Source organism: Shinella zoogloeoides, assembly GCF_003574625.1.
GTDB lineage: Bacteria > Pseudomonadota > Alphaproteobacteria > Rhizobiales > Rhizobiaceae > Shinella > Shinella zoogloeoides_A.
The window spans coordinates 110,569-133,308 of sequence record NZ_QNUJ01000011.1; the positions used below are offsets into that span (position 1 = coordinate 110,569).

The following is a 22,740-nucleotide window of genomic DNA, read 5'->3' on the forward strand; positions in this document are numbered from 1 at the left end:
TAACACGAAATCAACGCCCGTCGCGCCCGGCTTTTGAAAAACCCACAGGAATGCCGTGTCAGACGACGCGCAGACCAAAACCCTGCATCAGCCGGCACGTCGCGAAATCCGGCCTGCCGGAGGTGAAGACGGCGATGTCCTCGCCGGGCGCGATGGTTTCCAGCGGCGGGACGAGGCGGCGGGTCTGGCGGGCGATCGCCTCGGCGGGGTCGAGCCAGTCGACCGGCCAGGGGGCGAGCTTGCGGAAGAGGTTCGCCATGAAGGGATAATGTGTGCAGGCAAGCACGACGATATCGGTCTTGCGGCCCATCTCGTCGACGAAGCAGGGAATGATCTCGCTGCGCACCGCCTGGTCGGAAAGGCTTTCGCCGCGGATATAGGCCTCGGCCATGCGGGCGAGATTTTCCGAGCCGACGAGGCGGACGTCGCACTGGCTGGCAAAGGACTGGATGAGGTCGCGCGTATAGGCGCGCTTGACCGTGCCGGGTGTCGCCAGCACCGAGACGAGGCCGGAGCGCGTGCGCTCGGCGGCGGGCTTGATGGCCGGAACGGTGCCGACGAAGGGCATGTGCGGAAAGGCGGCGCGCAGGTCCGCGCCGACGAGCGTGAAGGCGGTGTTGCAGGCGATGACGCAGACTTCCGGGTCGTGCTCGTTCAGGAGCTTGCCGAAGAGCTCGACGATATGCGCCTTCAGCGCCGGCTCTTCCCAGCCGCCATAGGGAAAGCCCGCATCGTCGGCGACATAGGTGAAATGCCGCTCCGGCATCAGCACGCGAGCCTCGCGCAGCACGGTGAGGCCTCCGATACCGCTGTCGAACATGAGAACTGGCTTGGCGCTATTCGTCACGGGGCACCTTGGGCCGGCGGTTGCGGGTGCGGTTGGGATTGGTCGCACCGCGCGGCGATTCCCGCGTGAAGCGATCGAGGCAGGAGACGATGCCGCGCAAGACCTGGATCTCCGTGCCGGTGAAGGAAGGACGCGTCAGGATGGCGCGCAGGTTCTCCACCAGTTTGGGCTTTTTTTCGGCGGGGCGGAAGTAGCCGCGCGCATCGAGCGTCTCTTCCACATGGTCGAAGAGGCCCTGGAGTTCTTCCTTCTTGGCGGGGCGCTGCGGCAGCGCGTCGAAGGGCGTGTCCTCGACGGAGGCAAGGCCGCTCTTCATCCACTCGTAGCTCATGAGGAGCACGGCCTGGGCGAGGTTGAGCGAAGCGAAGGCGGGATTGACCGGGAAGGTCACCAGCTCGTCGGCGAGCGCGATCTCCTCGTTGGTGAGGCCCGTGCGCTCGCGGCCGAAGAGAATGCCGGTCTTCTGCCCGGCCCGGAAGCGCGTGCGCAGGTCGTCGGCGGCGACAACCGGGGAGCGGACTTCCTTGTAGCCGTAGCGGTCGCGCGCCGTGGTGGCATAGACGAATTCGAGGTCGGAGACGGCCTCCTCCAGCGAGGGATAGACCTTGGCGGCCTCGATGACGTGATCTGCCTTGCTGGCGGCGGAGATCGCCTTCTCGCTCGGCCAGCCGTCGCGCGGGTTGACCAGGCGCAGTTCCGCCAGCCCGAAATTCGCCATGGCACGCGCCACCATGCCGATGTTTTCGCCCAGTTGCGGATGAACGAGGATGATCGCCGGTCCTTCGGCGATCAGCGTGCGTTCGCTGTTCGTGCCTGCCATACCCAAATATCCCCAGAGCATTTTCGCTTTTCTCCGAATTGCGAAAACGCTCTACCTTTTTGTTTTGCCGCATTTCCGAACGCAAAACCGCTGCGCACTTTTTCTGGAAATGCTCTAGAAATTCGGGGGCTCACTGACACAAGCGGCCCGAAATGAAAAGTGCGCGCGGCACTCAGTCCGGATTTTCGGCAGCGCTGCCGGCTCCGCCGTTCGGTCCCTCCTCGGCGATCTGCTCAAGTTCCTTCTTGAGCGAAGCGCCCTCCTCGAAGCTGGTGCGCTCGATATCGTCGATGACGGCCCGGCCGTCCTCCTCGACCACCTTGAAGACCAGCTTCTCCGGCTGCCAGTCCGAGGCACGCTCGCCGAAGCAATGGCTGTTGTCGAAGGTGACGGTGACGTCCTCCGCGCCGTTCGCCGGCTGGCCTTCGGTCGTCACGACATCCTTGAGAGCGCAGCCGTCCTGCCCGCCGATGATCGGATCGTAGTCGAAGGGCGAGCCGCCGTCCTCGTAGGCGGGGTATTTCGCGGCTTCCCGGTATTTCGCGACGAAGTCCTTGCTGTAGAGGCGCGTCAGGAAATCCTCGCTGAAATAGTCCGTATAGGGCGGCGGATTGTCGTTGTCCGTTCCCGTATCCTGCCAGTTGCTGGTCGCCGCGGACATGATTTCGGCGACCGGCGCCTTGAAATCGGCCGCCTCGGCGGACAGGGGAAGCAGAAGGGCAAGCGCAGCCAGACCGAAACGCGACATCGCATTCTCCATTGGTGGCGGAAGGCCCGGGCGCCCACCGCGGGCAGACCTTCCTGAGACGGAATCGTGGCAAAACTTATTCCGCCCGCCCGCGAAAATAAACCGCCTCATCCATTGGTCGGCTTTGCCTTCCCGGCCGCGAGTGCTATAGGGCCAAGCGGTTCTTTCAAGTCCACGATCCGGGGCGCCCAGCCCCTCAGAAAACACGAGGTTCCCATGGCAAAGATCAAGGTCGCCAATCCCGTCGTCGAGCTCGACGGCGACGAGATGACGCGCATCATCTGGCAGTTCATCAAGGACAAGCTGATCCACCCCTACCTTGATATCGACCTCGAATATTACGACCTCGGCATGGAAAACCGCGACGCCACCGACGACCAGGTGACGATCGACGCGGCCAACGCCATCAAGAAGCACGGCGTCGGCGTCAAGTGCGCCACCATCACGCCGGACGAAGCCCGCGTCGAGGAATTCAAGCTGAAGAAGATGTGGAAGTCGCCGAACGGCACGATCCGCAACATCCTCGGCGGCGTCATCTTCCGCGAGCCGATCATCTGCAAGAACGTGCCGCGCCTCGTGCCGGGCTGGACCAAGCCGATCATCGTCGGCCGCCACGCCTTCGGCGACCAGTACCGCGCCACCGACTTCAAGTTCCCCGGCAAGGGCAAGCTGATGATGAAGTTCATCGGCGAGGACGGCAAGGAGATCGAATACGAGGTCTACGACGCGCCGTCCGCCGGCGTCGCCATGGGCATGTACAACCTCGACGATTCGATCACCGAATTCGCCCGCGCGTCGTTCAACTACGGCCTGCAGCGCAAGGTGCCGGTGTATCTCTCCACCAAGAACACCATCCTTAAGGTCTATGACGGCCGCTTCAAGGATATTTTCCAGCAGGTCTTCGACGCCGAATTCGCCGACAAGTTCAAGGAAGCCAAGCTCTGGTACGAGCATCGCCTGATCGACGACATGGTCGCCTCGGCGCTCAAGTGGTCCGGCGGCTATGTCTGGGCCTGCAAGAACTACGACGGCGACGTGCAGTCCGACATCGTGGCCCAGGGCTTCGGCTCGCTCGGCCTGATGACCTCGGTCCTGATGACGCCGGACGGCAAGACGGTCGAAGCGGAAGCTGCGCACGGCACGGTTACGCGCCACTACCGCCAGCACCAGAAGGGCGAGGAAACCTCGACCAACTCCATCGCCTCGATCTTCGCCTGGACCCGTGGCCTCGCCCACCGCGCCAAGCTCGACGGCAATGCGGAGCTCGCCAGGTTCTCCGAGACGCTGGAACGCGTCTGCGTCGACACGGTCGAAGCCGGCTTCATGACCAAGGACCTCGCCCTCCTCATCGGTCCCGACCAGCCGTGGCTCTCCACCACCGGCTTCCTCGACAAGATCGACGAGAACCTCCGCAAGGCCATGGCCGCCTGAGCCAACCGATAGAGAAAAGCCCGGCCCCAGCGCCAGGCTTTTTCTTTGCCCAGACTTGCACGCCTCTCCTCCGGCCCTATTCTCCCGCACACCGCATGCAGAGGAGACTATCATGGCCGAGGAACTGGTACTCTACAGCAACCCCATGTCGCGCGGGCGCATCGCCCGCTGGATGCTGGAGGAGGCCGGCGCGCCCTACCGCGTCGAGTGGCTGACCTTCGAGGGTTCGATCAAGGCGCCGGACTATCTTGCGGTCAATCCGATGGGCAAGGTGCCCGCCATCCGACATGGCGAGACGATCGTCACGGAAGCCGCCGCGATCTGCGCCTATATGGCGGATGCTTTCCCGGAAGCCGGGCTCGCCCCGCCGACGGACCGGCGCGGCGATTATTACCGCTGGCTGTTCTTCGCGGCCGGGCCACTCGAAACGGCCGTCTCGCTCAAGGCCTTCGGCATGGAGGTGCCACAGGAGCGCCAGCGCGCCCTCGGCTGCGGCAGCTACGGGACGGCGCTGGATACCCTCTCCTTCGCCGTCACACGCCATCCCTACATTGCCGGCGACACGTTCACGGCTGCCGACGTCTATGTCGGCTCGCATATCAGCTGGGGCCTGCAATTCGGCTCACTGGAAGACCGCCCGGAATTCAGGTCCTATTGGGACCGCCTGAAGGACCGCCCCGCCCATATCAAGGCAACCGCCCTCGACGACGAGGAGATGCATCGCCAGCTCCAGGCGGCGAAGGGCTGACCGGGATTTTATGTTGCCCGAAGCAAAAAGGCCGCCCGATGGGCGGCCTTTCCGTATGCGATGGGATGGAACCGATTACTCGGCGTCGCCTTCGGCGGCCTTCTTCTTGGCCGGGGCCTTCTTCTTCGGAGCGGCTTCCTCGCCTTCCGCAGCTTCAGCCTTGGCGGCAGCCTTCTTCTTCGGCGCGGCCTTCTTGGCTTCCTTCTCGGAGCCCTCTTCGTCGTCAGCCATCAGCTCGTCCTTGGAAACGGTCTTGTCCGTTACCTTGATTTCGCCGAGCAGGTGATCGACGACCTTCTCTTCGAAGATCGGGGCGCGCAGCGAAGCGGCGGCGCCGGGGGTCTTCTGGAAGTATTCGAGGATCTGCTTTTCCTGGCCCGGGAACTGGCGAAGCTGCTGGAAGAGCGACTGCTGCATCTCTTCGTCCGAAACCTGGACGCCGGCCTTCTCGCCGATTTCCGAGAGGACGAGGCCGAGGCGGACGCGGCGTTCGGCGAGCTTGCGATATTCCTCGCGAGCGGCTTCTTCCGTCGTGTCTTCGTCAGCGAAGGTCTTGCCGGACTGGGCGAGGTCCGTGTTGATCTGGCGCCAGATGTTCTCGAACTCGGCGTCGACCAGGCGTTCCGGCGTGTCGAACTTGTACATCTCGTCGAGCTGGTCGAGGATCTGACGCTTGACCTTCTGGCGGGTGACCGAGCCGTACTGGCTTTCGATCTGGCCGCGGACGATCTCGCGCAGCTTGTCGGCCGATTCGAGGCCGAGCTTGGAAGCGAGTTCGTCGTTGATCTCGATGGCGGCGGCGGCAGCGACTTCCTTGACGTTGATGTCGAAGGTGGCTTCCTTGCCGGCAAGGTTAGCGGCCGGGTAGTCAGCCGGGAAGGTGACGGTGATGACCTTCTCGTCGCCAGCCTTCAGGCCGACGAGCTGCTCTTCGAAGCCCGGGATGAAGCGGTTGGAGCCGAGGACGAGTTCTGCGTCTTCGTCCTTGCCGCCGTCGAAGGCAACGCCGTCGACCTTGCCGAGATAATCGATGGTGACGCGGTCGCCGTCGGCGGCCTTGCCCTTCTTCGTCTCGTAGGAACGGGCGCTTTCGGCGATCTTGAGGATCTGCTCGTCGACTTCCTTGGCGTCGATGTCGACGACTTCGCGCGTGACGGCGATACCGGAATTATCCTTCAGCGCGATGGCCGGGATGACTTCGTAGGACAGCGTGAACTCGAAATCGGCTTCGCCGTTCAGGATCTTTTCCGCTTCGGCCTGGTCCTCGGTCATCGCGACTTCCGGCTGCGTGGCGGACTTTTCGCCGCGCTCGGAGAGAATCGCGGACGGACGGTCGCGAACGATCTCGTTGACCAGCTCGGCCATGACGGACTTGCCGTACATCTTCTTGAGATGTGCGAACGGTACCTTGCCCGGACGGAAGCCGTTGATGCGGACACGGCCCTTCACGTCTTCAAGACGCTCGTTCATCTGAGCTTCCATGTCCTTGGCCGGGATGACGACCTTGATTTCGCGCTTCAGCCCTTCAGCGAGCGTTTCGATAACCTGCATGTTCAAACCTTCATTTCGAGTTGGCGGTGCTCAAACCGGCCTTCCGGTTATGGCGAGCACCCCGCCGGTCCATTTGCCGGCAGTGGCTTTACTGAATTCGGTGGCCTTTTGGCAAGCAAAATGGCGCTCTAATGCTCCACAGGACGCGGAAACCTCCATTTCCACGTCTGGTGGCTCTGGTGCGGGTAGAGAGACTTGAACTCCCACGCCTTGCGGCACCAGAACCTAAATCTGGCGTGTCTACCAATTTCACCATACCCGCGTCTCAGAAACCGTCTTGCCACAGGGGGCAAGGCCGCTCCCGTGGCGCCTTCCGAGCGCGGCGTCTCTATATCACCCGTTTTCCGCGGATCAAAGGAAAAATGTGGCCGAAAAGCCGCTGTCCCGGCCCTTCTCGCCTCAATAGAGCGGCTCCTCGTAGACCGGCTCGCCCTTCAGGATCAGCCGGGCGATCTGCGGCGTTCCGTCCCTGGCGACGCGCGCCTCGATCTCGAGCTCCTCCGCGTTGCGGGCGCTCTCCAGCGCCCTGCCCTCGCCCTCCGGGACATAATAACGCTCGATGCCGTACTGGACGAAGAGCGTATCGGGAAGCTCGCCATCGACGGACGAGTAGATCTCGAAGGGCTGCGTGCGCAGCACGACGCTGCCTTCCTGCGGAGCGAGGCCGGCGAAGCTCGCCTCCGTCGCCGTCCAGAGCCCGTCGGCGCCGGGCCTGACGCGGACGTCGAGACGCACGCGCGCGCCGCTTTGCGGAACGGCGCCGGTGACGATCGATTTCGGGATGGTCGAGATGGGATAGGAAAGCGTCACATAGTCGCCGCGCAGGAGATCGCGCGGATCGACCGGCATGGTCTTCAGGCGGATATCCGCGCCGTTGCGCAGGATGGAGGCGCGGCTCTCGACCACATAGCCGATGACGGCCGTCTGCAGTGCGGCGGCGACGATGGCGGCAACGAGCGGCGGGAGGCGGAAGAAGCGGGATTCGGTCATGGTCAGGCCTCCGCCTTCGTGCCGGCATGGGAAAGGCGACGTTCCAGCGCGATCACCGCCCAGGCGATGAGGGCGACGACGAACCCCGCGACAAGGAAGAATCCGGACGTGCCGATGATCGAGCCGATCGTCTCGGATGCAAGATACAGTGTCTCGGCGGCGAAGACGACATAGCCGAGATAGCGCACCGCGCCGTTCTCCTTGCCGGAGAGCGCGATACCGAGAATGGCAGCGCCGAGCGTGACGATGCCGACGAAAAGCCGCTGCTCCACGCTGTCGAATTCGGAATGCAGCGCGAGAAGGCCGAGCAGCAGCACGAGATAGGCATAAAAGGCGGGCGCTGCCCCGGCGCTGCGGGCAAGCGCGTGAAGCGGCGACTGCGGCAGGGCGGCGGCGAGATAGGCGACCGCGCCGAAAGCGGCAATCGCGATGGCGGCCGCCGGCGTCTCGTTCTCTCCATAGAGATAGGCGAGCCAGACGAGGAGCAGCAGATAGGCAAGATGGCGGACGCGGTCGGCGCCCGTATAGCGCACGAGCAGGATGACGATCACGGCCATCAGCGGCATCAGCCAGAGCAGCACGGTATCGTCGACACTATAGGATTGCGTCCAGTCGGCCCCCGCCACCACGAAGGCGAGGAAGCCGGCGACGGCCGCGACGGCGCCGGAGCGGAAAAGCACGGCGGTAACCACCGCGCCGGCGAACCAGACGAGCGCCGCCTGGAACGCATCGCCGGACAGATGATACATCTGCCCGACCAGCGCAATCGCGCCGCCGAAGGCGAGCGTGCTAAGGATCAGGAAGGCCCCGGCGAACCGCTCCGCCCCGCGAAGGATCAGGAGGCCGCCGGCAAGATAGGCCCCCCAGATCACCGCCACGATGCCGACGAGGCGGACAAGGCGGGGAATCGCCTCCCAGTTGGCGGCGACGAGCAGAAGCACGGCGGCGGAAACGAGAAGGGCCGCGATGATCATCAGCACGCGGCCGAGACTGAAGGCGCTTTCGCGGGAATCGTATTCGCGAAGCAGGCTGCCGGCGGTCGCGGCGTCGATCAGGCCCTGCGCCGTCCAGTGTTTGAGATCGCGCTCGAGCCTGCCCCTGTACATCCGCTCACCGTTCCCTTCGCTCTTCGTATTTCCATTCCTGTGCCTGAGAAACGATATAGGGCCGGCAGGAATTCGCAATCGCAGTGAAAATCCGAAAGACCGGCGATCTTTCACCTGAAACGCGCAGTCCGACCTTCACGGTTAACCGGACATAAAGAAATCCATGGCAGATTTAGCAACAGAAAGCCCTTCGGCTTGCGACCGACGACATGCAGCTGGCGCATATCATCCATGCCCATATTGCACTGCACAAAATCGGGAATCGCAGCTATAGTGCAGACATCGGATCAGAGATGATCCAGACCGAAAGTCAGGCGCCTTCGAGGCGACGGATGGACGGGGGCGAACTGGTCGAACGCCCGGCATGATGCCTCGGACCCGATACTCCGGAAACGGAGTTCGACAGGAATTCGGAGCGACGCACTCCTCCTCCCAGCGTCCCTCCGATACGATTGGCAACACTCCTCCTCCCAGTTGCCAATCATTATTATGACGCCCGCTGGATCTCCTCCCCCAGCGGGCGTTATTTTTGCGCCCTGCGCATGGCGAGCGGCCGGAGCCGTGGCATTTTCCAGAAAAATCGCTGGGGCCAGCCCGCACGTTCGAGGCATCTGCCCAATCCTTGCGCAATACATGCGTCGCGCGCATGGGTGCCATTCCAACCGGGCCCTACCGCGCCGCGATGGCCGAATCTATATGGTCCTCATCGGTCGGGCGACGATCTCCTCCTCCCGACGTCCCCGACAGGATTGGCGGCCTCTCCTCCCAAGCTGCCAATCGAGACCAGCAACGCCCGCCGGACCTCCTCCCCCGGCGGGCGTTGCTTTTTGCACTGCACTCACAGCTCAGCGCATAGCTTTGTTTACCTTTGTGGCGCGAGCCCGGAATTTAGCCAGAATTTTGCCGAAATTTCCGCTTGACATGCATGAAGCGCATAGGTGCCGTGCTATTCCAGCGCTGTTCATTTCGGCAATGCAGCGTATATTCCATTTCATCAGATCGGGGCGGCGCCAAGGACGAGCGGCCGCCCAGCAGGAAGCCCAGAAAGGGGTAAAGACATGAACCTGGCACGCTCTTTCAACAACTGGCGCAAGTACCGTCAGACCGTCAACGAACTCGGCCGCATGACGGACCGTGAACTCCGCGACCTCGGCATCGGCCGCAGCGATATCCCGTATATCGCACGCAAGGCCGCCAACTAAGCCGGCCGATCCATCCGGATCCCATTTCGAACGCCCTTCGGCTCCCGCCGGAGGGCGTTTTGCTTTGCACGTCTTTTTGCGCCGCACAATGTCGCTTTTTCTCATTCGCGACAAGAGAAGCGACCCGGCCTCGCGGCCGCAGAAATTGCTATTTGTCTGAAATGGCGCGCTTTTCGCCTCTTCCGCATGCAAGTCCGGCAAATGCCTCTTCCGTGGCCGTCTTATTGCACAAATGCATAGCAGCTGCATTTTCTTTGCACTGCACATTGACAGGGATGTCGCCTATATAGGCGTCACGAACCGGTGAGACAGACCTCCCGGGCCACACTTCGAGGAAGAGACCATGAACCCGATCCGCATTGCAAAGAACTGGATTTCCTACCGCCGCACCCTGAACGAACTCGGCAACCTGTCGAACCACACGCTCTCGGACATCGGCCTGACCCGCTACGACATCCGCGACATCGCTTCGCGTTCGTTCCGCTAAGCATCGCTGGTTTCCGCCGCTGCGGCCGGAAACGGCGACGCGCGAGGAACACTTCAAACGGCACCGCATGGTGCCGTTTTTGATTCCGGGCTCATGCCAAAGGCGGCTGGCGCTTTTCCTTGGAATGCACCGGCCGCCATGGTAACGAACCGCCCATGACAAAGACCTCTTCCTTCAGCCCCATCCATGTCATCGGCGGCGGCCTTGCCGGCTCCGAAGCCGCCTGGCAGATCGCCGAGAGCGGCGTTCCCGTCATCCTGCATGAAATGCGCGGCGTGCGCGGCACGGACGCCCACAAGACGGACGGCCTTGCCGAGCTCGTCTGCTCCAATTCCTTCCGCTCGGACGATGCGACCAGCAATGCCGTCGGCGTTCTGCATGCGGAGATGCGGCTTGCCGGCTCGCTGATCATGCGCTCGGCCGATGCCAACCAGGTGCCGGCCGGTGGGGCGCTCGCCGTCGACCGCGAGGGCTTTTCCGCCGCCGTGACGGCCGCGCTCGAAAGCCACCCGCTGATCACCATCACGCGCGAGGAAGTGACGGGCCTGCCGCCGGAGGAGTGGGACCAGGCGATCATCGCCACAGGCCCCCTCACCGCGCCCTCGCTCGCCGAGGCCATCCAGGCGCGCACCGGCGCCGATTCGCTCGCCTTCTTCGACGCCATCGCGCCGATCATCCATACGCACAGCATCGACATGGATATCTGCTGGTACCAGTCGCGCTACGACAAGGTCGGCCCCGGCGGCACGGGCAAGGATTATATCAACTGCCCGATGGACGAGGCGCAGTACAATGCCTTCATCGACGCGCTGATCGCCGGCGATACGACCGGCTTCAAGGAATGGGAAGGCACGCCCTATTTCGACGGCTGCCTGCCGATCGAGGTAATGGCCGAGCGCGGCCGCGAGACGCTGCGCCACGGTCCGATGAAGCCGATGGGCCTCACCAATGCGCATAATCCGACGGTCAAGCCCTATGCCGTCGTGCAGCTTCGACAGGACAATGCGCTCGGCACGCTCTACAACATGGTCGGCTTCCAGACGAAGCTGAAATACGGCGCGCAGGCCGAGATCTTCCGCCTCATTCCGGGCCTGGAAAACGCGGAATTCGCCCGCCTCGGCGGCCTGCACCGCAACACCTACATCAACTCGCCGACGCTGCTCGATCCTTCGCTGGCGCTGAAGGGCCGGCCGGGCCTGCGCTTTGCCGGCCAGATCACCGGCTGCGAGGGCTATGTGGAGAGCGCCAGCATCGGTCTTCTGGCCGGCCGCTTCGCCTCCGCCGAGCGCCGCGGCGAAACGCCGTCGCTGCCGCCGGAAACGACGGCCTTCGGCGCGCTGCTGAACCATATCACCGGCGGCCACATCGTCTCCGACGACGAGCCAGGCAAGCGCTCCTTCCAGCCGATGAACGTCAATTTCGGCCTGTTCCCGCCGCTGGAGCCGGGAGCGGTGACGAGACCGGAAGGCGTGAAGCGTTTCCGCGGCAAGGACAAGGCGCTCGCCAAGAAGCAGGCGACGGCGGCCCGGGCGCTGGAAGATTGCGCCCGCTGGCTCGGGCGCTGACCGGCCGAGACTAGGTCGGCTGTCCGGCCGTCCGGTTGTCCTGCGCCGCGATGCCCGGCATGAAGCTGCCGAGCATCCAGAGCGAGACCTCGGCGGCCTGCTTCTCGTCGCGGAATTCGAACAGGCCGCCCTCGAAGGCGGCGTTGGCGAATTCGATCGTCAGGCGCTTCGGCCCGGCGCTGGCAACGCGCACGGTGCCCGGCTCGATGAGGTGGCAGGAATAGTGGTGGCCATGCGCGTGCATGCAGCCCGCCTTGCCGTCATGCAGCCTCAGGAAGACCGTGCGGCCGTTGGCGGTGGTGATCACCTCGCGGATCGCCTCGCCCGGAAAGGCGCGGCCGAATTCCAGGATCGCAAGCCCTGCATTCTCCCCTGCCATTTCCGGCTCTTCGTTGCGCTTGCGGAAACGCTGACGGAAGATCAGGCCCGCCAGCAGCAGGCAGACGATGGTGACGGTCCAGAGCATCGACTCCACTCCTCCACGGAAAACGTTTCGCCGCTGTAGCCTACAAGGCTTGCGCCAGTTTTGCGTCCGTCAGGCGCCGTTCAGAACGGCCCGCGGCGCAGGGCCCGCCACATCCACCATTGCCGGCGCCACTGGGGCGGCTGGAGGGAGCGGTCGAGCGTAGCGGCGCCTGCCTTTTCCGCCGCCGCCAGTATAGGCGAAACGAGCGCGACCGGCAAAAAGGCCGGCCGATTGGCGGGCGACACGCCGTTTGCCGCCCGCGCCTTGGCGAGGTGGTCGCGGCCAAGGCCGACGAAGGCTTCCACCGCGCGGGCGGCGGCGGCCTTGTCGCTGCCGGCCAGAAGGGCCTCCGACTTCAGGCCGGTCGCGGCCAGGAGATCGGCCGGCAGATAGACCTGCCCGCGCCTGCGATGGATCGGCAGCATGAGCAGGGTACCGGCGATCGTCTGCGCCACGCCGGCATGGCCGGCCGCTTCCGCCGATTTCGGCGCGTTCTGCGGATCGAGGATGAGGCTTGCGAGCTGTATCAGCGCCGACGCGGTCTCGCCGGCATAGCCTTCCAGCGAGGCGCGGCTTTCCATCGGGTCGTTGTAGAGATCGAAGATGCGCGCCTCGATCATGTCCGTCAGCACGGCGACCGGCAGGCTGTGTTCCTTGACGCAGGCCACCAGCGCCGCGGCGAGCGGATTGGCCATGGCGTCGCCCTCGGCGCCGCCCTCCAGGAGATCGCGCCACCATTGCAGGCGGATTTCGCCGGGCAATGCCTCGCGCACCACGTCGCGCACGCGCGCGATCTCGGCATTGAAGGCATAGAGCGCGGCAAGGCTTCCGCGCTTTTCCGGCGGAGCCAGCAGGCAGGCGAGGTAGCGGTCGCGATCGGTGTCGCGAAGCGCCGCCAGGCAATGGGCATAATCGTCTTGTCTCTTGTCGGTCACGTCCGCAAACCGCCCTCGGTTCACACGGCGATGAGCGCGGCGGCGACCGCCCGGCTCTCGGCCAGCATGACGTTGAACGTGCGCACGGCAGCGCCGGTGCTCATCGGATCGGAGCTGATCCGGCGCTCGCGCAAAGCCGCCTTGATTTCCGGCGAAAGCGGGCGGATTTCCTTGCCGGTGCCGACGAGCAGCACCTCGATCTCGCCCGCCTCGTCCAGCACGCGCTCGAGATCGGCCAGCGTCAGCGGCGTCTCTTCGGTCTTGTCCCAACCGTGGATGCCCGAGGGCAGGCAGAGGATGGAGCCGCGATGCGACATGTCGGCAAAGCGGAAGCCGCCATTGCCATATGCGTCGATCGGCGCACGTCCGGGGAAATGCGCCTCCCGGATTTCGATGCCCTTAGCCATTGGCTCCCGTCGCTTCCGTGACCGGTCCGGTGCCCCCCTTGCCGGGGCGATAGCGCTCCGGCCGAAGGCGGAACAGAATGAGGATCGGTCCGGCAATGTAGATAGAGGAAATGGTACCGATTGCCACCCCGAAGAGCAGCGTCAGCGCGAAAGTACGTATCGCCTCGCCGCCGAAGAAGGCGAGTGCGGCAAGCGCGATCAGCGTCGTCGCGGAGGTCAGCACCGTCCGCGACAGCGTGCGGTTGATCGCATCGTCGATGATGAGCGGCAGCGGCATGCGCTTGAAGTGCCGGAGGTTCTCGCGAATCCGGTCGTAGACGACCATCGTGTCGTTCAGCGAATAGCCGGCGACCGTCAGGAGCGCGGCGACGGCGCTGATGTTGAACTCGATATCGGCGACCGCCAGGAAGCCGAGCGTGAAGAACACGTCATGCGCCAGCGCGATCACCGCGCCGATGGCGAAGTGCCACTCGAAGCGGATCCAGATATAGGCGACGAGCGCCACGAGCCCCGCCACGAAGCCGAGCGTCGCGGTATCGATCAGCTCGCCGGAAATCGCCGGCCCCACCACCTCGACACGGCGGAAGTCGTAGTCGTCCTCAAGCTCGCCGCGGGCGACCAGGACCGAGGTCTGCTCGGCATTCTCGCCCTCGCCCTGCGACGTCAGGCGCACGAGCGCGCGGCGGGGATCGAGGGGCGTGTCGACGCTCTGCACCGCGACGCCCGCGTCGGTGAGCCGGGCGGAGATGTCGAACGTATCGACCGGGCCGGACTTCGCCTGGATTTCGACGGCCGCACCGCCGGTGAAATCGATGCCGAGGCGCAGTTCGTCCATGATCAGCAGGCCGGCAATGATCAGCGAGACCGCTCCCGTTCCCAGGAAGATCACGTTGCGCACGGCCATGAAGCGCAGGTTGAGCCGGTCGAAGAGACCGCTGCGCACGCCCTTGGGCAGATGCGTCGGATGGCTGCGGCCGAGCCAGGCTCGCACCAGCCCATAGGTCAGCGTGAAGGTCGTGAAGAGCGTCGCCAGCAGCCCGACGCCGACGGCGAGCGCGAAGGCCCGGACGGGAGCCGCCGACAGCACGAAGAGCACCGCAACGGCGATCAGCATGGTCGCAGACGCGTCGAGGACCGTCGTGCGGGCGCGGCCGAAGCCGACGGTGACTGCATCGCGCAGCGAGCGGCCGCGCGTGCTCTCCTCGCGGATACGCTCGAAGATCAGCACGCTCGCATCGACCGCGAGGCCGACGGTCAGCACGATGCCGGCGATCATGGAGAGCGAGACGGGAGCCCCGATCAGCGCGAGGACCGCGAAGGTCACGAGGACGTTGAAGAACAGCGACAGCGAGGCGATGACACCAAGCACGCCGTAGAAGAACGTCATGAAGGCGACGACGGCGGCGACGGCGACGGCAAGCGCGAGCGCCACGGTGCCAAGGGACGTCGTACCGAGCGCGGGCTCGATCGAGCGTTCCTCCAGGATGGTCAACTGGGCGGGCAGCGGGCCGCTCGCCACGATGCGCGCGATATTGGCCGCTCCTTCGGCATCGAAATCGCCGGAAAGCCGCCCGACGCCATCGTTGATGGCGCCTTGAATCTGTGAGGTGGAGATCACCTGGCCGTCGAGCAGGATGGCGATGGTGCGGCCGCTGTTGTCGCGCGTGAAGGCGGCAAGGCGATCCGCCGCATCGGCCTTCAGGACGAATTCCACGAAGGGCTCGCCATTGGCGGCGGGCTGCGCGGATGCGACGTCTACCGCCGTGAAGAGATCATCCCGCTTCAGAAGATAGCCGACCGGCGGCTCGCCGGTGGAATACAGCACTTCGGAACCGGCCGGCGGGCCGTTCTCGATGGCGTCGTTGACCGGCATGCTGTCGTCAACGATGCGGGCGGAAAGCCGGCCAACCGTCGCCAGCATGTCCTTCACGCGCTGCGGATCGGTCAAGCCCGGCATCGACACGACAATGCGACCGCGCTCGCCGCGCGTGACGAGAAGCGACGGAATGTGAAGGCTTTCGACCCGCCGGCGCACGGCATCGACCGCGCCGAGCGAGGCAGCGGCGACCGCGTCGTCGATGACGGAGACGGACTGCGTGATGCGGAAATGGCCGGCCTCCGGCTCGCTAAGCGTACCGAGATCGAGGCCCGTCAGGGTCTGGCGCGCCGCATCCACGCGGTCCGGCGCCGTCACGGTCACGTCGACCGCGTCGTCCGCGCCGTTGAGATCGCCATAGGGGATGCCGGCGGCACGAAGCCCGTTACCCACCGTCTCGATGGCGTTGCGCAGGCGCTCGGCGGCGATGTCGTCGCGGGAAACGTCGAGCACGAGGCGAGAGCCGCCGGTGAGATCGAGGCCCGGCGTCAGGCGATGGGCCGTGAGCCAGCCAGGAAGCCCGGCCGCCATGCGTGCCGGCAACACGCTCGGCAGGATGACAAGAAGGCTCGCCACGAGGACGAGCCAGAGCAGTAAGGTCTTCCAGCGGGCGGATTGCTGCATCGCGATCTCGACTAAGGTCCGGCGGCAGTGCCGGCTGAAAACCAGTCGGGCCGCAAGGCCGAGGTTATCCCCGGCCGCGCGGCAGGCCAAGTCATTCCTTGACGGGTTCGCCCTTGACGCGAACTTCGCTGATGCCGCTGCGCACGACACGCAGGCGCACGCCTTCGGCGACTTCCACTTCAAGCTCGCTGTCGTCGACGACCTTGGTGACCTTGCCGACGATGCCGCCGCCGGTGACGACCTGGTCGCCGCGGCGGATGTTCTTCAGGAGCTCTTCGCGACGCTTCATGGATGCGCGCTGCGGACGGATGATGAGGAAATACATCACCACGAAGATCAGCAGGAACGGCAGGATCGACATGAGGATGTCTGCACCGCCCCCTGCCGCGCCGGGTGCCGCCGTCTGGGCGAAGGCCTCGGTAATGAACATCAGCTACTCCTTGAAATCTTGATTTTGCGCGGCCGGAGGGGCCATTTCGGTTGCCGGAATATAGGCAAGCGGGCATTGAATGCAACACACGAGACCGGGAAGCTCTCGGTTTTCAAGCACTTTCCCCCTTTTCGCGCCCCGCCGGCGCATGCTACCCGGCAATGAACCATCAGGAGAGAGACATTGCAGGAAGATCACGTCAAGCTGCTGCTGGCCGAAATGGGCCGCATCAACGCCGCACTGGAACGCCTCGCCGGCCCCGCCCCGGTCGTCAACGACTGGAATGCCGCCGACGTCTTCGTCTGGGCGCCCGCCCGCCTTCACGCGCAGCCGGTCAAGCGGCCGAACCGCATCGACATCGATCTCATCCGCGGCGTCGACCATGTGCGCGACATCCTGGTGGACAACACGGTGCGCTTCGCGCGCGGCCTGCCGGCGAACAACGTGCTGCTCTGGGGCGCGCGCGGCATGGGCAAGTCGTCGCTGGTGAAATCCGTGCATGCGCTCGCCGCGCAGGAAACGGGCAGCGGCCTGAAGCTGATCGAGGTACACCGCGAGGACATCGCCACGCTGCCGACGCTGCTCGAGGTGCTGAAGGAAACGCCCTTCCCCGTCATCATCTTCTGCGACGACCTGTCGTTCGACCATGACGACACGTCCTACAAGTCGCTGAAGGCGGCGCTCGACGGCGGCGTGGAAGGCCGGCCGGACAACGTGCTGCTCTATGCGACCTCGAACCGGCGGCACCTCCTGCCCCGCAACATGATCGAGAACGAGCAGTCGACCGCGATCAATCCCTCCGAGGCCGTGGAGGAGAAAGTCTCGCTCTCCGACCGATTCGGCCTGTGGCTCGGCTTCTACAAGTGCAGCCAGGCCGAATATATCGAGATGATCGACGGCTATGCCGGCCATTTCGAGCTCGACCTGCCGAAGGAGCAGCTCCACGCCGAGGCGCTCGAATGGGCGACCACGCGCGGCTCGCGCTCCGGCCGTGTCGCCTGGCAATATGTCCAGGACGTCGCCGGCCGCCTCGGCAAGTCGCTCACCAAGTAGGCCGGAAACAGGAAAGGCCCGGCAAGCCGGGCCTTTGAATCCTTTTTTGTGATCCGGAACGAACTATTCCAGGAAGGTCATCGGGTTGACCGGGGTGGCGTTCTTGCGCACCTCGAAATGAACCTTCGGGCGGGTGGCGTTGCCGCTCATGCCGGAGGTGGCGACCGTCTGGCCGCGCTGGATCTTCTGGCCGCGCTGAACGTTCAGGTCGCCGGCATGGCCGTAGACCGTGACCGTACCGTCATCGTGGCGCACGAGGACCGCGTTGCCAAGTTCCTTCAGGCTGCTGCCGGCATAGATGACCACACCGTTTTCGGCGGCCTTGATGGGCGTGCCTTCCGGAACGGAGATGTCGATGCCGTCATTGCGGTTGCCGTCGACATTGGCGCCGTAGCCGGCGATGACCGCGCCGCGCACCGGCCAGCGATACTTGCCGATGCCGGTCGATTCGGGCGCGGCATCCGTCACGTCGGACTTCTCCGTCGCCTCGGTGACCGAAACCGTCTTCACCGGCGCCTTGTAGGCTTCCGGCTTCTTCTCGGCCGCCTCGATCTTCTTGGCGACCGGAACCGATGCGGTCACGGTCTTGTCCGTCACGGTTTCCGCGGCAGCGCCGCCGGCCGGAATGACCAGCTTCTGGCCGATGCGGATGGAGGCCGTCTGCATGCCGTTCGCCTTCTTCAGCGCCTCGACGGAGACGCCGTTGCTGCGCGCGATCTTGGCGAGCGAATCGCCCGGCTGGACCTCGTAGCCGCCCTTGCCGTTGCCCTCAGTGGCATCGGCGCGGTTGGAATTGGTCTGGCCGCTTTCCGACTTCACCTTGTCGCGGGTGGTGGTGCCCGGCAGGATCGCGACATTCTCGCCGTTCTTGCGCTCGGGCGACGGCAGCCTGTTGTCGACCTTGAGCGTGCTGTCGGTCGAAGCCTTGGCAACGCTTGCCGTCGTGTTGAAGGTCGGGATGACGATCCGCTGACCGGGCTCGGCGTCGGAGGCGCGCTTCAGGCCGTTGGCGGCGAGGATTTCCTTTTCCGGCACGCCGTAGCGGTTGGCGAGCGTCTTCACGCTCTCGCCCTGGCGCAGCATGACGACCGGCGCGTTGTTCGTCGACCAGTTGCTCTTGCCCTTCGTCGTCGCCGTGGTGAGTGTATCGACGGGCTTTGCCTTGGCGCGCGGCAGCTCCTGACCGAGCGAGGCCTGACGTTCGGCCGAACGGCCGGCGGTCGGATCGGACAGCTCGCCGCGCTGCACGCTCATCGGCGTCGTGGCGTAACGCGTGCCGGAGCCGCTGGTGGTGGCCGTATTGATCGGATCGTAGGAGATGTTGCCCTGGTCGGGGAACGGCTGGTTCAGCGCCTCGCCCCGCGAGCCCATCTGGCCGCCGGAGGCATATTGCTGGCCGCCGTTGCCGATATCGCCGCGCGGAACGGGATTATCGCCACCGCCGCCGAACAGCGTGCGGCGCGGAACCGAACTCGTGGTCATGTTATCCTGACCGGAGCTGGAGAAGAGGCCGCCGAAGCGGCTTGCGTCCGAGCTGCACCCGGTCGCGACGCTTGCCAGCAGGGCCGCCGCCATCAGGCGGGTCGCGGTCCTACCAAAACTCGGCGATACACTCTTACGCATGAGACTAACCCAATCGGTACGCTACTTTGATGTAGACCGATTAAAGCGCGTTAGAGTTACTGCCCGGTTAAAGCCGGAGCAGTCGCAACGGGTTTTTGGTGAATTGATAACCATGGTGCCAGCGCACCATGGCAAAAGCGCGGTCGTTCCGTTCAGAAACCGGTCGCGTACATGCTGTCGGCACGCGAGATGCGGCCGACGATGCGCGCGGCATTCTCGAAGTCGCCCTGGCTCGGATGGAAGATCGACGCGATGGGCGTCGCCCGGCGAATATCGGGCTCCGCACCCTCCCCGACATTCTTCAGCGCGGCGTCCGGCGCGGTCATGTCGAGCGCGCTCTCGTTATAGGCGATGGCGCGCAGGGCCGAGACCGCGGGCTCGCGGGTGCCGGCATAGCGGGGGCTGCGCTGGTCCTGCGGCAGCATGCTGTCGAAATATTCGATATAGGCGCGATAATAGGCCTTGCGGTCGCCCTCGTCGAGGAAATGGCCGTAAGCGGCGTATTCGCGCTTTTCGAGGTCCGTCGTGTCGAGATTGTCGCGCTCGGCCTCGGTAAGGGCGGGCTGACTGTAAGTCGCCTCTTCCTTGGCGACGCTCAGCACCAGCAGCGCATCGACGGACAGGCCGACATGGGCGGACGGGTCGTAGCTGCCGCCCGCAAGCTGCGCGGTGGAGGCGGCCTCGGCATTCTCCTCGACGACATTCCCGGCAGCCTTCGTCGCAAGATATGCGAGGCTGTCGCCGGTCGAGCCGCTGGCGATCCTGTTCGAGACGTACATTTCCCTCTCCATTGGAACGGCCGAACCAACTGGGAAACCGGCGTTCTGCGTGGAACCTTCTGCTTCGTTTCCGGGCTACGCCCCGAAGCTTGCGCGAAGCTTGCGCTTCTTAACAAAAGGTTAACGCACTGAATTTTCGGCGGGATTCCCGGCAGCGCAGACGCGCCATGGCCCTCTCCCGCCGGAATTTCGGCAAAAACGGCGCGGGACTCAGCGGGCAAAGGCCTGCCGGGCTCGGATAATGGGCTGGAAAATGGGGTCTAGAGCGCCTGCGCCATCTGCGGGACGATGGGCAGATAGGGCACCGCGAAGAGGTCCTCACGGTCGAAGCGGCTGCCGGTCTTGACCAGCTTGAGCATGCGGCACTCGGTGTCGCTGACCATGACGGGCGCGATCAGCATGCCGCCGGAAACGAGCTGTTCGGCGAAGAAGCGCGGCAGGGCGGGAAAGGCGGCGGTGACGAGGATGCGGTCGAAGGTCCCCTCGCCCGGCATGCCGTTGCTGCCGTCGGCCTGACGCACGATGACATTGCGCACGCCGGCCTTTTCGATGGACTGCTGCGCATTGGTGACGAGCGTGCGGTAACGGTCGATGGTCAGCACGCGTTCCGTCAGGCGCCCCATCACGGCGGCGGTGAAGCCGCTGCCGGTGCCGAGTTCCAGCACGCGCTGGCCGGCCTTGAGGTTCAGGAGATGGAGCAGGCGGACCGCAAGGTCGATGCCTTCGATGAAGGAGCCGCAATCGAGCGGCAGGAGGCGGCTCGAATAGGCCTCGCCCGCGAATTGCGGCGGCACGAAAAGCGTGCGCGGCGTCTGTTCGACGGCCGTCAGGAGGTCGAGATTATTGATGCCCTCACCGCGCAGACGCAGGGCCAGCGCGGCAAAACCCTCCTTCTCGATCACCCGCCCCGTGTTCAATCGTCGCCCTTTCCGCCGAGCGCGCGCTTCACGCGATCCAGCACGGTATAGTCCGTGAGGTCGAGTTTCAGCGGCGTCACCGAGATCTTGTGGTTCTTCAGCGCATGAATGTCCGTTCCGGCGCGGAAATCGCCCTTCCGCTCGCCGAAGCGCAGCCAGTAATAGGGAAAGCCCCGGCCGTCGGCGCGCTCGTCGATCGTCAGGCCGAAATCGAGCTTGCCCTGGCTGGTCACCTCGACGCCCTGCAGCTCCTTGGGGGCGCAGTTCGGGAAGTTGAGGTTGAAGAAGGTCCAGTCCGGCAGCTCCACATCCAACAGCTGGCGGATGAGGTTGGGCGCGAAGCTTTCCGCCACCTCCCACGGCACGACGCGGCCGCCGGCATGGTTGTAGGCCTGGCTCAGTGCCATGGACTTGATGCCCTGCAACGTGCCCTCGATGGCGCCGGCGATGGTGCCGGAATAGGTGACGTCGTCGGCCATGTTGGCGCCGGCATTGACGCCGGACAGCACGAGGTCGGGCTTCTCGTCGAGCACTTCGCGCACGCCCATGATGACGCAGTCCGTCGGCGTGCCGCGCAGCGCGTAGCGCTTGTCGTCGATCTTGCGCAGGCGCAGCGGCTCGGAGAGCGTCAGCGAATGGGCAAGGCCGCTCTGGTCGGTCTCGGGCGCGACGACCCAGACATCGTCCGTCAGCTCGCGTGCGATGCGCTCGAGGACCGCAAGGCCCTCGGCATGTATACCGTCGTCATTGGTCAGAAGGATGCGCATTCCATCTCCCGCCTCAGGCGGCCTTCTCGATCTTCCTGAGGCCGCCCATATAGGGCAGCAGGGCCTCGGGCACAGTCACCGAGCCGTCGGCGTTGAGGTAATTCTCCACCACCGCGATCAGCGCCCGGCCGACCGCCGTGCCCGAGCCGTTCAGCGTATGGACGAAGCGCGTCGCCTTCTCGTCCTTGCCGCGGTAGCGGGCATTCATGCGGCGCGCCTGGAAATCGCCGCAGACCGAGCAGGACGAGATTTCGCGGAACGTGTCCTGTCCCGGCAGCCAGACTTCGAGGTCGTAGGTCTTGCGGGCGCCGAAGCCCATGTCGCCGGTGCACAGCGTCATGACGCGGTAATGCAGGCCGAGGCGCTTCAGTACCTCTTCGGCGCAGGCCGTCATGCGCTCCAGCTCGTCGATCGAGCTGTCCGCATCGGTGATCGAGACCATCTCGCACTTCATGAACTGGTGCTGGCGCAGCATGCCGCGCGTGTCGCGGCCGGCCGAGCCCGCTTCCGAGCGGAAGCACGGCGTCAGCGCGGTGAAGCGCAGCGGCAGCTTTTCCTGGTCGAGGATTTCCTCGCGCACGAGATTGGTGAGCGAGACTTCCGCGGTCGGGATCAGCCAGCGGCCGTCCGTGGTGCGGAAGAGATCTTCGGAGAATTTCGGAAGCTGGCCGGTGCCGAACATGGCGTCGTCGCGCACGAGGAGCGGCGCGTGGACTTCCGTATAGCCGTGCTCCTGCGTGTGCATGTCGATCATGAACTGGCCGAGCGCGCGCTCGAGGCGCGCGAGCTGGCCCTTGAGCACGGTGAAGCGCGAGCCGGCGATGCGGGCGGCCGCCTCGAAATCCATCCAGCCGAGCGCTTCGCCGATCTCGTAATGTTCGAGGGGCTTGTGGCTCCAGCCGGGCTTGTCGCCCCAGCGGCGCGTCTCGGCATTGTCCTTCTCGTCGCTGCCGACCGGCACGTCGTCGAGCGGGATGTTGGGAATGCGCGCGAGCGCATCGTTGAGCTCGGCGGTGACCTGGCGCTCTTCCTCCTCGGCGGCGGGAAGCTGGTCCTTGATGGCCGAGACTTCCGCCTTCAGCTTTTCGGCAAGCTCGGCGTTCTTGCTCGCCATCGCAGCGCCGATCTCCTTGGAGGCGGCGTTGCGGCGCGACTGCATGTCCTGCGCCGTCTGGATGACGCTGCGGCGCTTCTCGTCAAGGTCGATCAGCGTTCTGGCAAGGGGGCTCGCGCCGCGCTTCGCCAGGGCGGCATCGAGAGCGTCGGCATTGTCGCGGATCCATTTGATATCAAGCATCGTCGTTCCAGGCTTTTTCCGTGGATGAAACCCGACGGCGCCCGGCAGCGACCCTGCGGCAACGCCGCAGG

General features: G+C 64.9%; 22 protein-coding genes and 1 tRNA gene. 6 read left to right on the forward strand and 17 right to left on the reverse strand.

Annotated features, from left to right (window positions below; translation table 11 throughout):
- Positions 1-58: 58 nt before the first annotated feature.
- The 3 genes from murI to DSD28_RS20760 form a co-directional block, all read right to left on the reverse strand.
- Positions 59-820 (reverse strand): glutamate racemase, encoded by a 762-nt coding sequence (gene murI, locus DSD28_RS20750; RefSeq protein ID WP_119258343.1) that lies wholly within the window; start codon positions 818-820, stop codon positions 59-61.
- Between the two features lie 16 nt (positions 821-836).
- Positions 837-1,667 (reverse strand): RNA methyltransferase, encoded by an 831-nt coding sequence (locus DSD28_RS20755; protein ID WP_119258344.1) that lies wholly within the window; start codon positions 1,665-1,667, stop codon positions 837-839.
- 172 nt (positions 1,668-1,839) lie between these two features.
- Positions 1,840-2,415, reverse strand: a complete 576-nt coding sequence (locus DSD28_RS20760) for a hypothetical protein (RefSeq protein ID WP_119258345.1) — start codon at positions 2,413-2,415, stop codon at positions 1,840-1,842.
- A 216-nt stretch (positions 2,416-2,631) separates the two neighbouring features.
- Between DSD28_RS20760 and DSD28_RS20765 the strand changes: the two genes are divergently transcribed.
- Both DSD28_RS20765 and DSD28_RS20770 read left to right on the forward strand, forming a co-directional pair.
- The gene (locus tag DSD28_RS20765; RefSeq protein ID WP_119258346.1) at positions 2,632-3,846 is read left to right on the forward strand and encodes an NADP-dependent isocitrate dehydrogenase; all 1,215 of its coding nucleotides are present in this window, start codon (positions 2,632-2,634) and stop codon (positions 3,844-3,846) included.
- Between the two features lie 112 nt (positions 3,847-3,958).
- Entirely contained in the window at positions 3,959-4,594 is a 636-nt protein-coding gene (locus tag DSD28_RS20770; protein WP_119258347.1) for a glutathione S-transferase family protein, read from the forward strand.
- A gap of 75 nt (positions 4,595-4,669) precedes the next feature.
- On the opposite strand, the gene tig is transcribed toward DSD28_RS20770, so the two are convergent.
- The 4 genes from tig to DSD28_RS20790 all read right to left on the reverse strand — a co-directional run bounded on the left by tig (position 4,670) and on the right by DSD28_RS20790 (position 8,241).
- Positions 4,670-6,145, reverse strand: a complete 1,476-nt coding sequence (gene tig, locus DSD28_RS20775) for a trigger factor (RefSeq protein WP_119258348.1) — start codon at positions 6,143-6,145, stop codon at positions 4,670-4,672.
- A 177-nt stretch (positions 6,146-6,322) separates the two neighbouring features.
- Positions 6,323-6,407: transfer RNA gene (locus DSD28_RS20780), tRNA-Leu, on the reverse strand.
- Between the two features lie 137 nt (positions 6,408-6,544).
- Positions 6,545-7,135 carry a GDYXXLXY domain-containing protein gene (locus DSD28_RS20785; RefSeq protein WP_119258349.1) on the reverse strand — a complete coding sequence of 197 codons (591 nt, stop codon included), beginning with the start codon at positions 7,133-7,135 and terminating at the stop codon, positions 6,545-6,547.
- 2 nt (positions 7,136-7,137) lie between these two features.
- Positions 7,138-8,241 (reverse strand): DUF2157 domain-containing protein, encoded by a 1,104-nt coding sequence (locus DSD28_RS20790; protein ID WP_119258350.1) that lies wholly within the window; start codon positions 8,239-8,241, stop codon positions 7,138-7,140.
- Positions 8,242-9,299: 1,058 nt separating this feature from the next.
- Here DSD28_RS20790 and DSD28_RS20795 point away from each other — a divergent pair.
- From DSD28_RS20795 to trmFO, 3 genes are all read left to right on the forward strand, one after another.
- Positions 9,300-9,443, forward strand: coding sequence for a DUF1127 domain-containing protein (locus DSD28_RS20795; RefSeq protein ID WP_119258351.1), 144 nt, complete (start codon positions 9,300-9,302; stop codon positions 9,441-9,443).
- A gap of 343 nt (positions 9,444-9,786) precedes the next feature.
- Positions 9,787-9,930 carry a DUF1127 domain-containing protein gene (locus DSD28_RS20800; RefSeq protein WP_119258352.1) on the forward strand — a complete coding sequence of 48 codons (144 nt, stop codon included), beginning with the start codon at positions 9,787-9,789 and terminating at the stop codon, positions 9,928-9,930.
- 155 nt (positions 9,931-10,085) lie between these two features.
- The gene (trmFO, locus tag DSD28_RS20805; RefSeq protein ID WP_119258353.1) at positions 10,086-11,495 is read left to right on the forward strand and encodes a methylenetetrahydrofolate--tRNA-(uracil(54)-C(5))-methyltransferase (FADH(2)-oxidizing) TrmFO; all 1,410 of its coding nucleotides are present in this window, start codon (positions 10,086-10,088) and stop codon (positions 11,493-11,495) included.
- A gap of 10 nt (positions 11,496-11,505) precedes the next feature.
- Here the strand turns inward: trmFO and DSD28_RS20810 are convergent, their stop codons facing one another.
- The 5 genes from DSD28_RS20810 to yajC all read right to left on the reverse strand — a co-directional run bounded on the left by DSD28_RS20810 (position 11,506) and on the right by yajC (position 16,233).
- On the reverse strand, positions 11,506-11,961 hold the full coding sequence (locus tag DSD28_RS20810) for a hypothetical protein (RefSeq protein WP_119258354.1): 456 nt from the start codon (positions 11,959-11,961) through the stop codon (positions 11,506-11,508).
- Between the two features lie 80 nt (positions 11,962-12,041).
- Positions 12,042-12,896 (reverse strand): phytoene/squalene synthase family protein, encoded by an 855-nt coding sequence (locus DSD28_RS20815; RefSeq protein ID WP_205536225.1) that lies wholly within the window; start codon positions 12,894-12,896, stop codon positions 12,042-12,044.
- 20 nt (positions 12,897-12,916) lie between these two features.
- On the reverse strand, positions 12,917-13,303 hold the full coding sequence (locus DSD28_RS20820) for an Mth938-like domain-containing protein (RefSeq protein ID WP_119258355.1): 387 nt from the start codon (positions 13,301-13,303) through the stop codon (positions 12,917-12,919).
- Entirely contained in the window at positions 13,296-15,803 is a 2,508-nt protein-coding gene (gene secD / locus DSD28_RS20825; protein ID WP_119258356.1) for a protein translocase subunit SecD, read from the reverse strand. The genes DSD28_RS20820 and secD overlap by 8 nt, the downstream gene beginning before the upstream one ends.
- A gap of 91 nt (positions 15,804-15,894) precedes the next feature.
- On the reverse strand, positions 15,895-16,233 hold the full coding sequence (yajC, locus tag DSD28_RS20830) for a preprotein translocase subunit YajC (protein ID WP_119258357.1): 339 nt from the start codon (positions 16,231-16,233) through the stop codon (positions 15,895-15,897).
- Positions 16,234-16,452: 219 nt separating this feature from the next.
- Between yajC and DSD28_RS20835 the strand changes: the two genes are divergently transcribed.
- On the forward strand, positions 16,453-17,286 hold the full coding sequence (locus DSD28_RS20835) for an ATP-binding protein (protein ID WP_413251142.1): 834 nt from the start codon (positions 16,453-16,455) through the stop codon (positions 17,284-17,286).
- 63 nt (positions 17,287-17,349) lie between these two features.
- Here the strand turns inward: DSD28_RS20835 and DSD28_RS20840 are convergent, their stop codons facing one another.
- From DSD28_RS20840 to serS, 5 genes are all read right to left on the reverse strand, one after another.
- The gene (locus DSD28_RS20840; RefSeq protein ID WP_119258359.1) at positions 17,350-18,909 is read right to left on the reverse strand and encodes a peptidoglycan DD-metalloendopeptidase family protein; all 1,560 of its coding nucleotides are present in this window, start codon (positions 18,907-18,909) and stop codon (positions 17,350-17,352) included.
- A 152-nt stretch (positions 18,910-19,061) separates the two neighbouring features.
- Positions 19,062-19,688, reverse strand: a complete 627-nt coding sequence (locus tag DSD28_RS20845; protein WP_119258360.1) for a biotin biosynthesis protein BioC — start codon at positions 19,686-19,688, stop codon at positions 19,062-19,064.
- 260 nt (positions 19,689-19,948) lie between these two features.
- Complete coding sequence (locus DSD28_RS20850) at positions 19,949-20,605, reverse strand: protein-L-isoaspartate(D-aspartate) O-methyltransferase (protein WP_119258361.1); 657 nt, start codon at positions 20,603-20,605, stop codon at positions 19,949-19,951.
- Entirely contained in the window at positions 20,602-21,372 is a 771-nt protein-coding gene (gene surE / locus DSD28_RS20855) for a 5'/3'-nucleotidase SurE (RefSeq protein WP_119258362.1), read from the reverse strand. Before surE ends, DSD28_RS20850 begins: the two co-directional genes overlap by 4 nt.
- Before the next feature lie 13 nt (positions 21,373-21,385).
- Positions 21,386-22,669, reverse strand: coding sequence for a serine--tRNA ligase (serS, locus tag DSD28_RS20860; protein ID WP_119258363.1), 1,284 nt, complete (start codon positions 22,667-22,669; stop codon positions 21,386-21,388).
- Positions 22,670-22,740: the final 71 nt, after the last annotated feature.

Bases quoted from the DNA above. Each gene is read 5' to 3' on its own strand.
- DSD28_RS20765 (WP_119258346.1), top strand. From the start codon at position 2,632: ATGGCAAAGATCAAGGTCGCCAATCCCGTCGTCGAGCTCGACGGCGAC.
- serS (WP_119258363.1), bottom strand. From the start codon at position 22,669: ATGCTTGATATCAAATGGATCCGCGACAATGCCGACGCTCTCGATGCC.
- murI (WP_119258343.1), bottom strand. From the start codon at position 820: ATGTTCGACAGCGGTATCGGAGGCCTCACCGTGCTGCGCGAGGCTCGC.
- trmFO (WP_119258353.1), top strand. From the start codon at position 10,086: ATGACAAAGACCTCTTCCTTCAGCCCCATCCATGTCATCGGCGGCGGC.
- surE (WP_119258362.1), bottom strand. From the start codon at position 21,372: ATGCGCATCCTTCTGACCAATGACGACGGTATACATGCCGAGGGCCTT.
- tig (WP_119258348.1), bottom strand. From the start codon at position 6,145: ATGCAGGTTATCGAAACGCTCGCTGAAGGGCTGAAGCGCGAAATCAAG.
- DSD28_RS20785 (WP_119258349.1), bottom strand. From the start codon at position 7,135: ATGACCGAATCCCGCTTCTTCCGCCTCCCGCCGCTCGTTGCCGCCATC.
- DSD28_RS20790 (WP_119258350.1), bottom strand. From the start codon at position 8,241: ATGTACAGGGGCAGGCTCGAGCGCGATCTCAAACACTGGACGGCGCAG.
- DSD28_RS20755 (WP_119258344.1), bottom strand. From the start codon at position 1,667: ATGGCAGGCACGAACAGCGAACGCACGCTGATCGCCGAAGGACCGGCG.
- DSD28_RS20810 (WP_119258354.1), bottom strand. From the start codon at position 11,961: ATGCTCTGGACCGTCACCATCGTCTGCCTGCTGCTGGCGGGCCTGATC.
- secD (WP_119258356.1), bottom strand. From the start codon at position 15,803: ATGCAGCAATCCGCCCGCTGGAAGACCTTACTGCTCTGGCTCGTCCTC.
- DSD28_RS20835 (WP_413251142.1), top strand. From the start codon at position 16,453: ATGGGCCGCATCAACGCCGCACTGGAACGCCTCGCCGGCCCCGCCCCG.
- DSD28_RS20845 (WP_119258360.1), bottom strand. From the start codon at position 19,688: ATGTACGTCTCGAACAGGATCGCCAGCGGCTCGACCGGCGACAGCCTC.
- DSD28_RS20795 (WP_119258351.1), top strand. From the start codon at position 9,300: ATGAACCTGGCACGCTCTTTCAACAACTGGCGCAAGTACCGTCAGACC.
- DSD28_RS20800 (WP_119258352.1), top strand. From the start codon at position 9,787: ATGAACCCGATCCGCATTGCAAAGAACTGGATTTCCTACCGCCGCACC.
- DSD28_RS20840 (WP_119258359.1), bottom strand. From the start codon at position 18,909: ATGCGTAAGAGTGTATCGCCGAGTTTTGGTAGGACCGCGACCCGCCTG.
- DSD28_RS20760 (WP_119258345.1), bottom strand. From the start codon at position 2,415: ATGTCGCGTTTCGGTCTGGCTGCGCTTGCCCTTCTGCTTCCCCTGTCC.
- DSD28_RS20770 (WP_119258347.1), top strand. From the start codon at position 3,959: ATGGCCGAGGAACTGGTACTCTACAGCAACCCCATGTCGCGCGGGCGC.
- yajC (WP_119258357.1), bottom strand. From the start codon at position 16,233: ATGTTCATTACCGAGGCCTTCGCCCAGACGGCGGCACCCGGCGCGGCA.
- DSD28_RS20820 (WP_119258355.1), bottom strand. From the start codon at position 13,303: ATGGCTAAGGGCATCGAAATCCGGGAGGCGCATTTCCCCGGACGTGCG.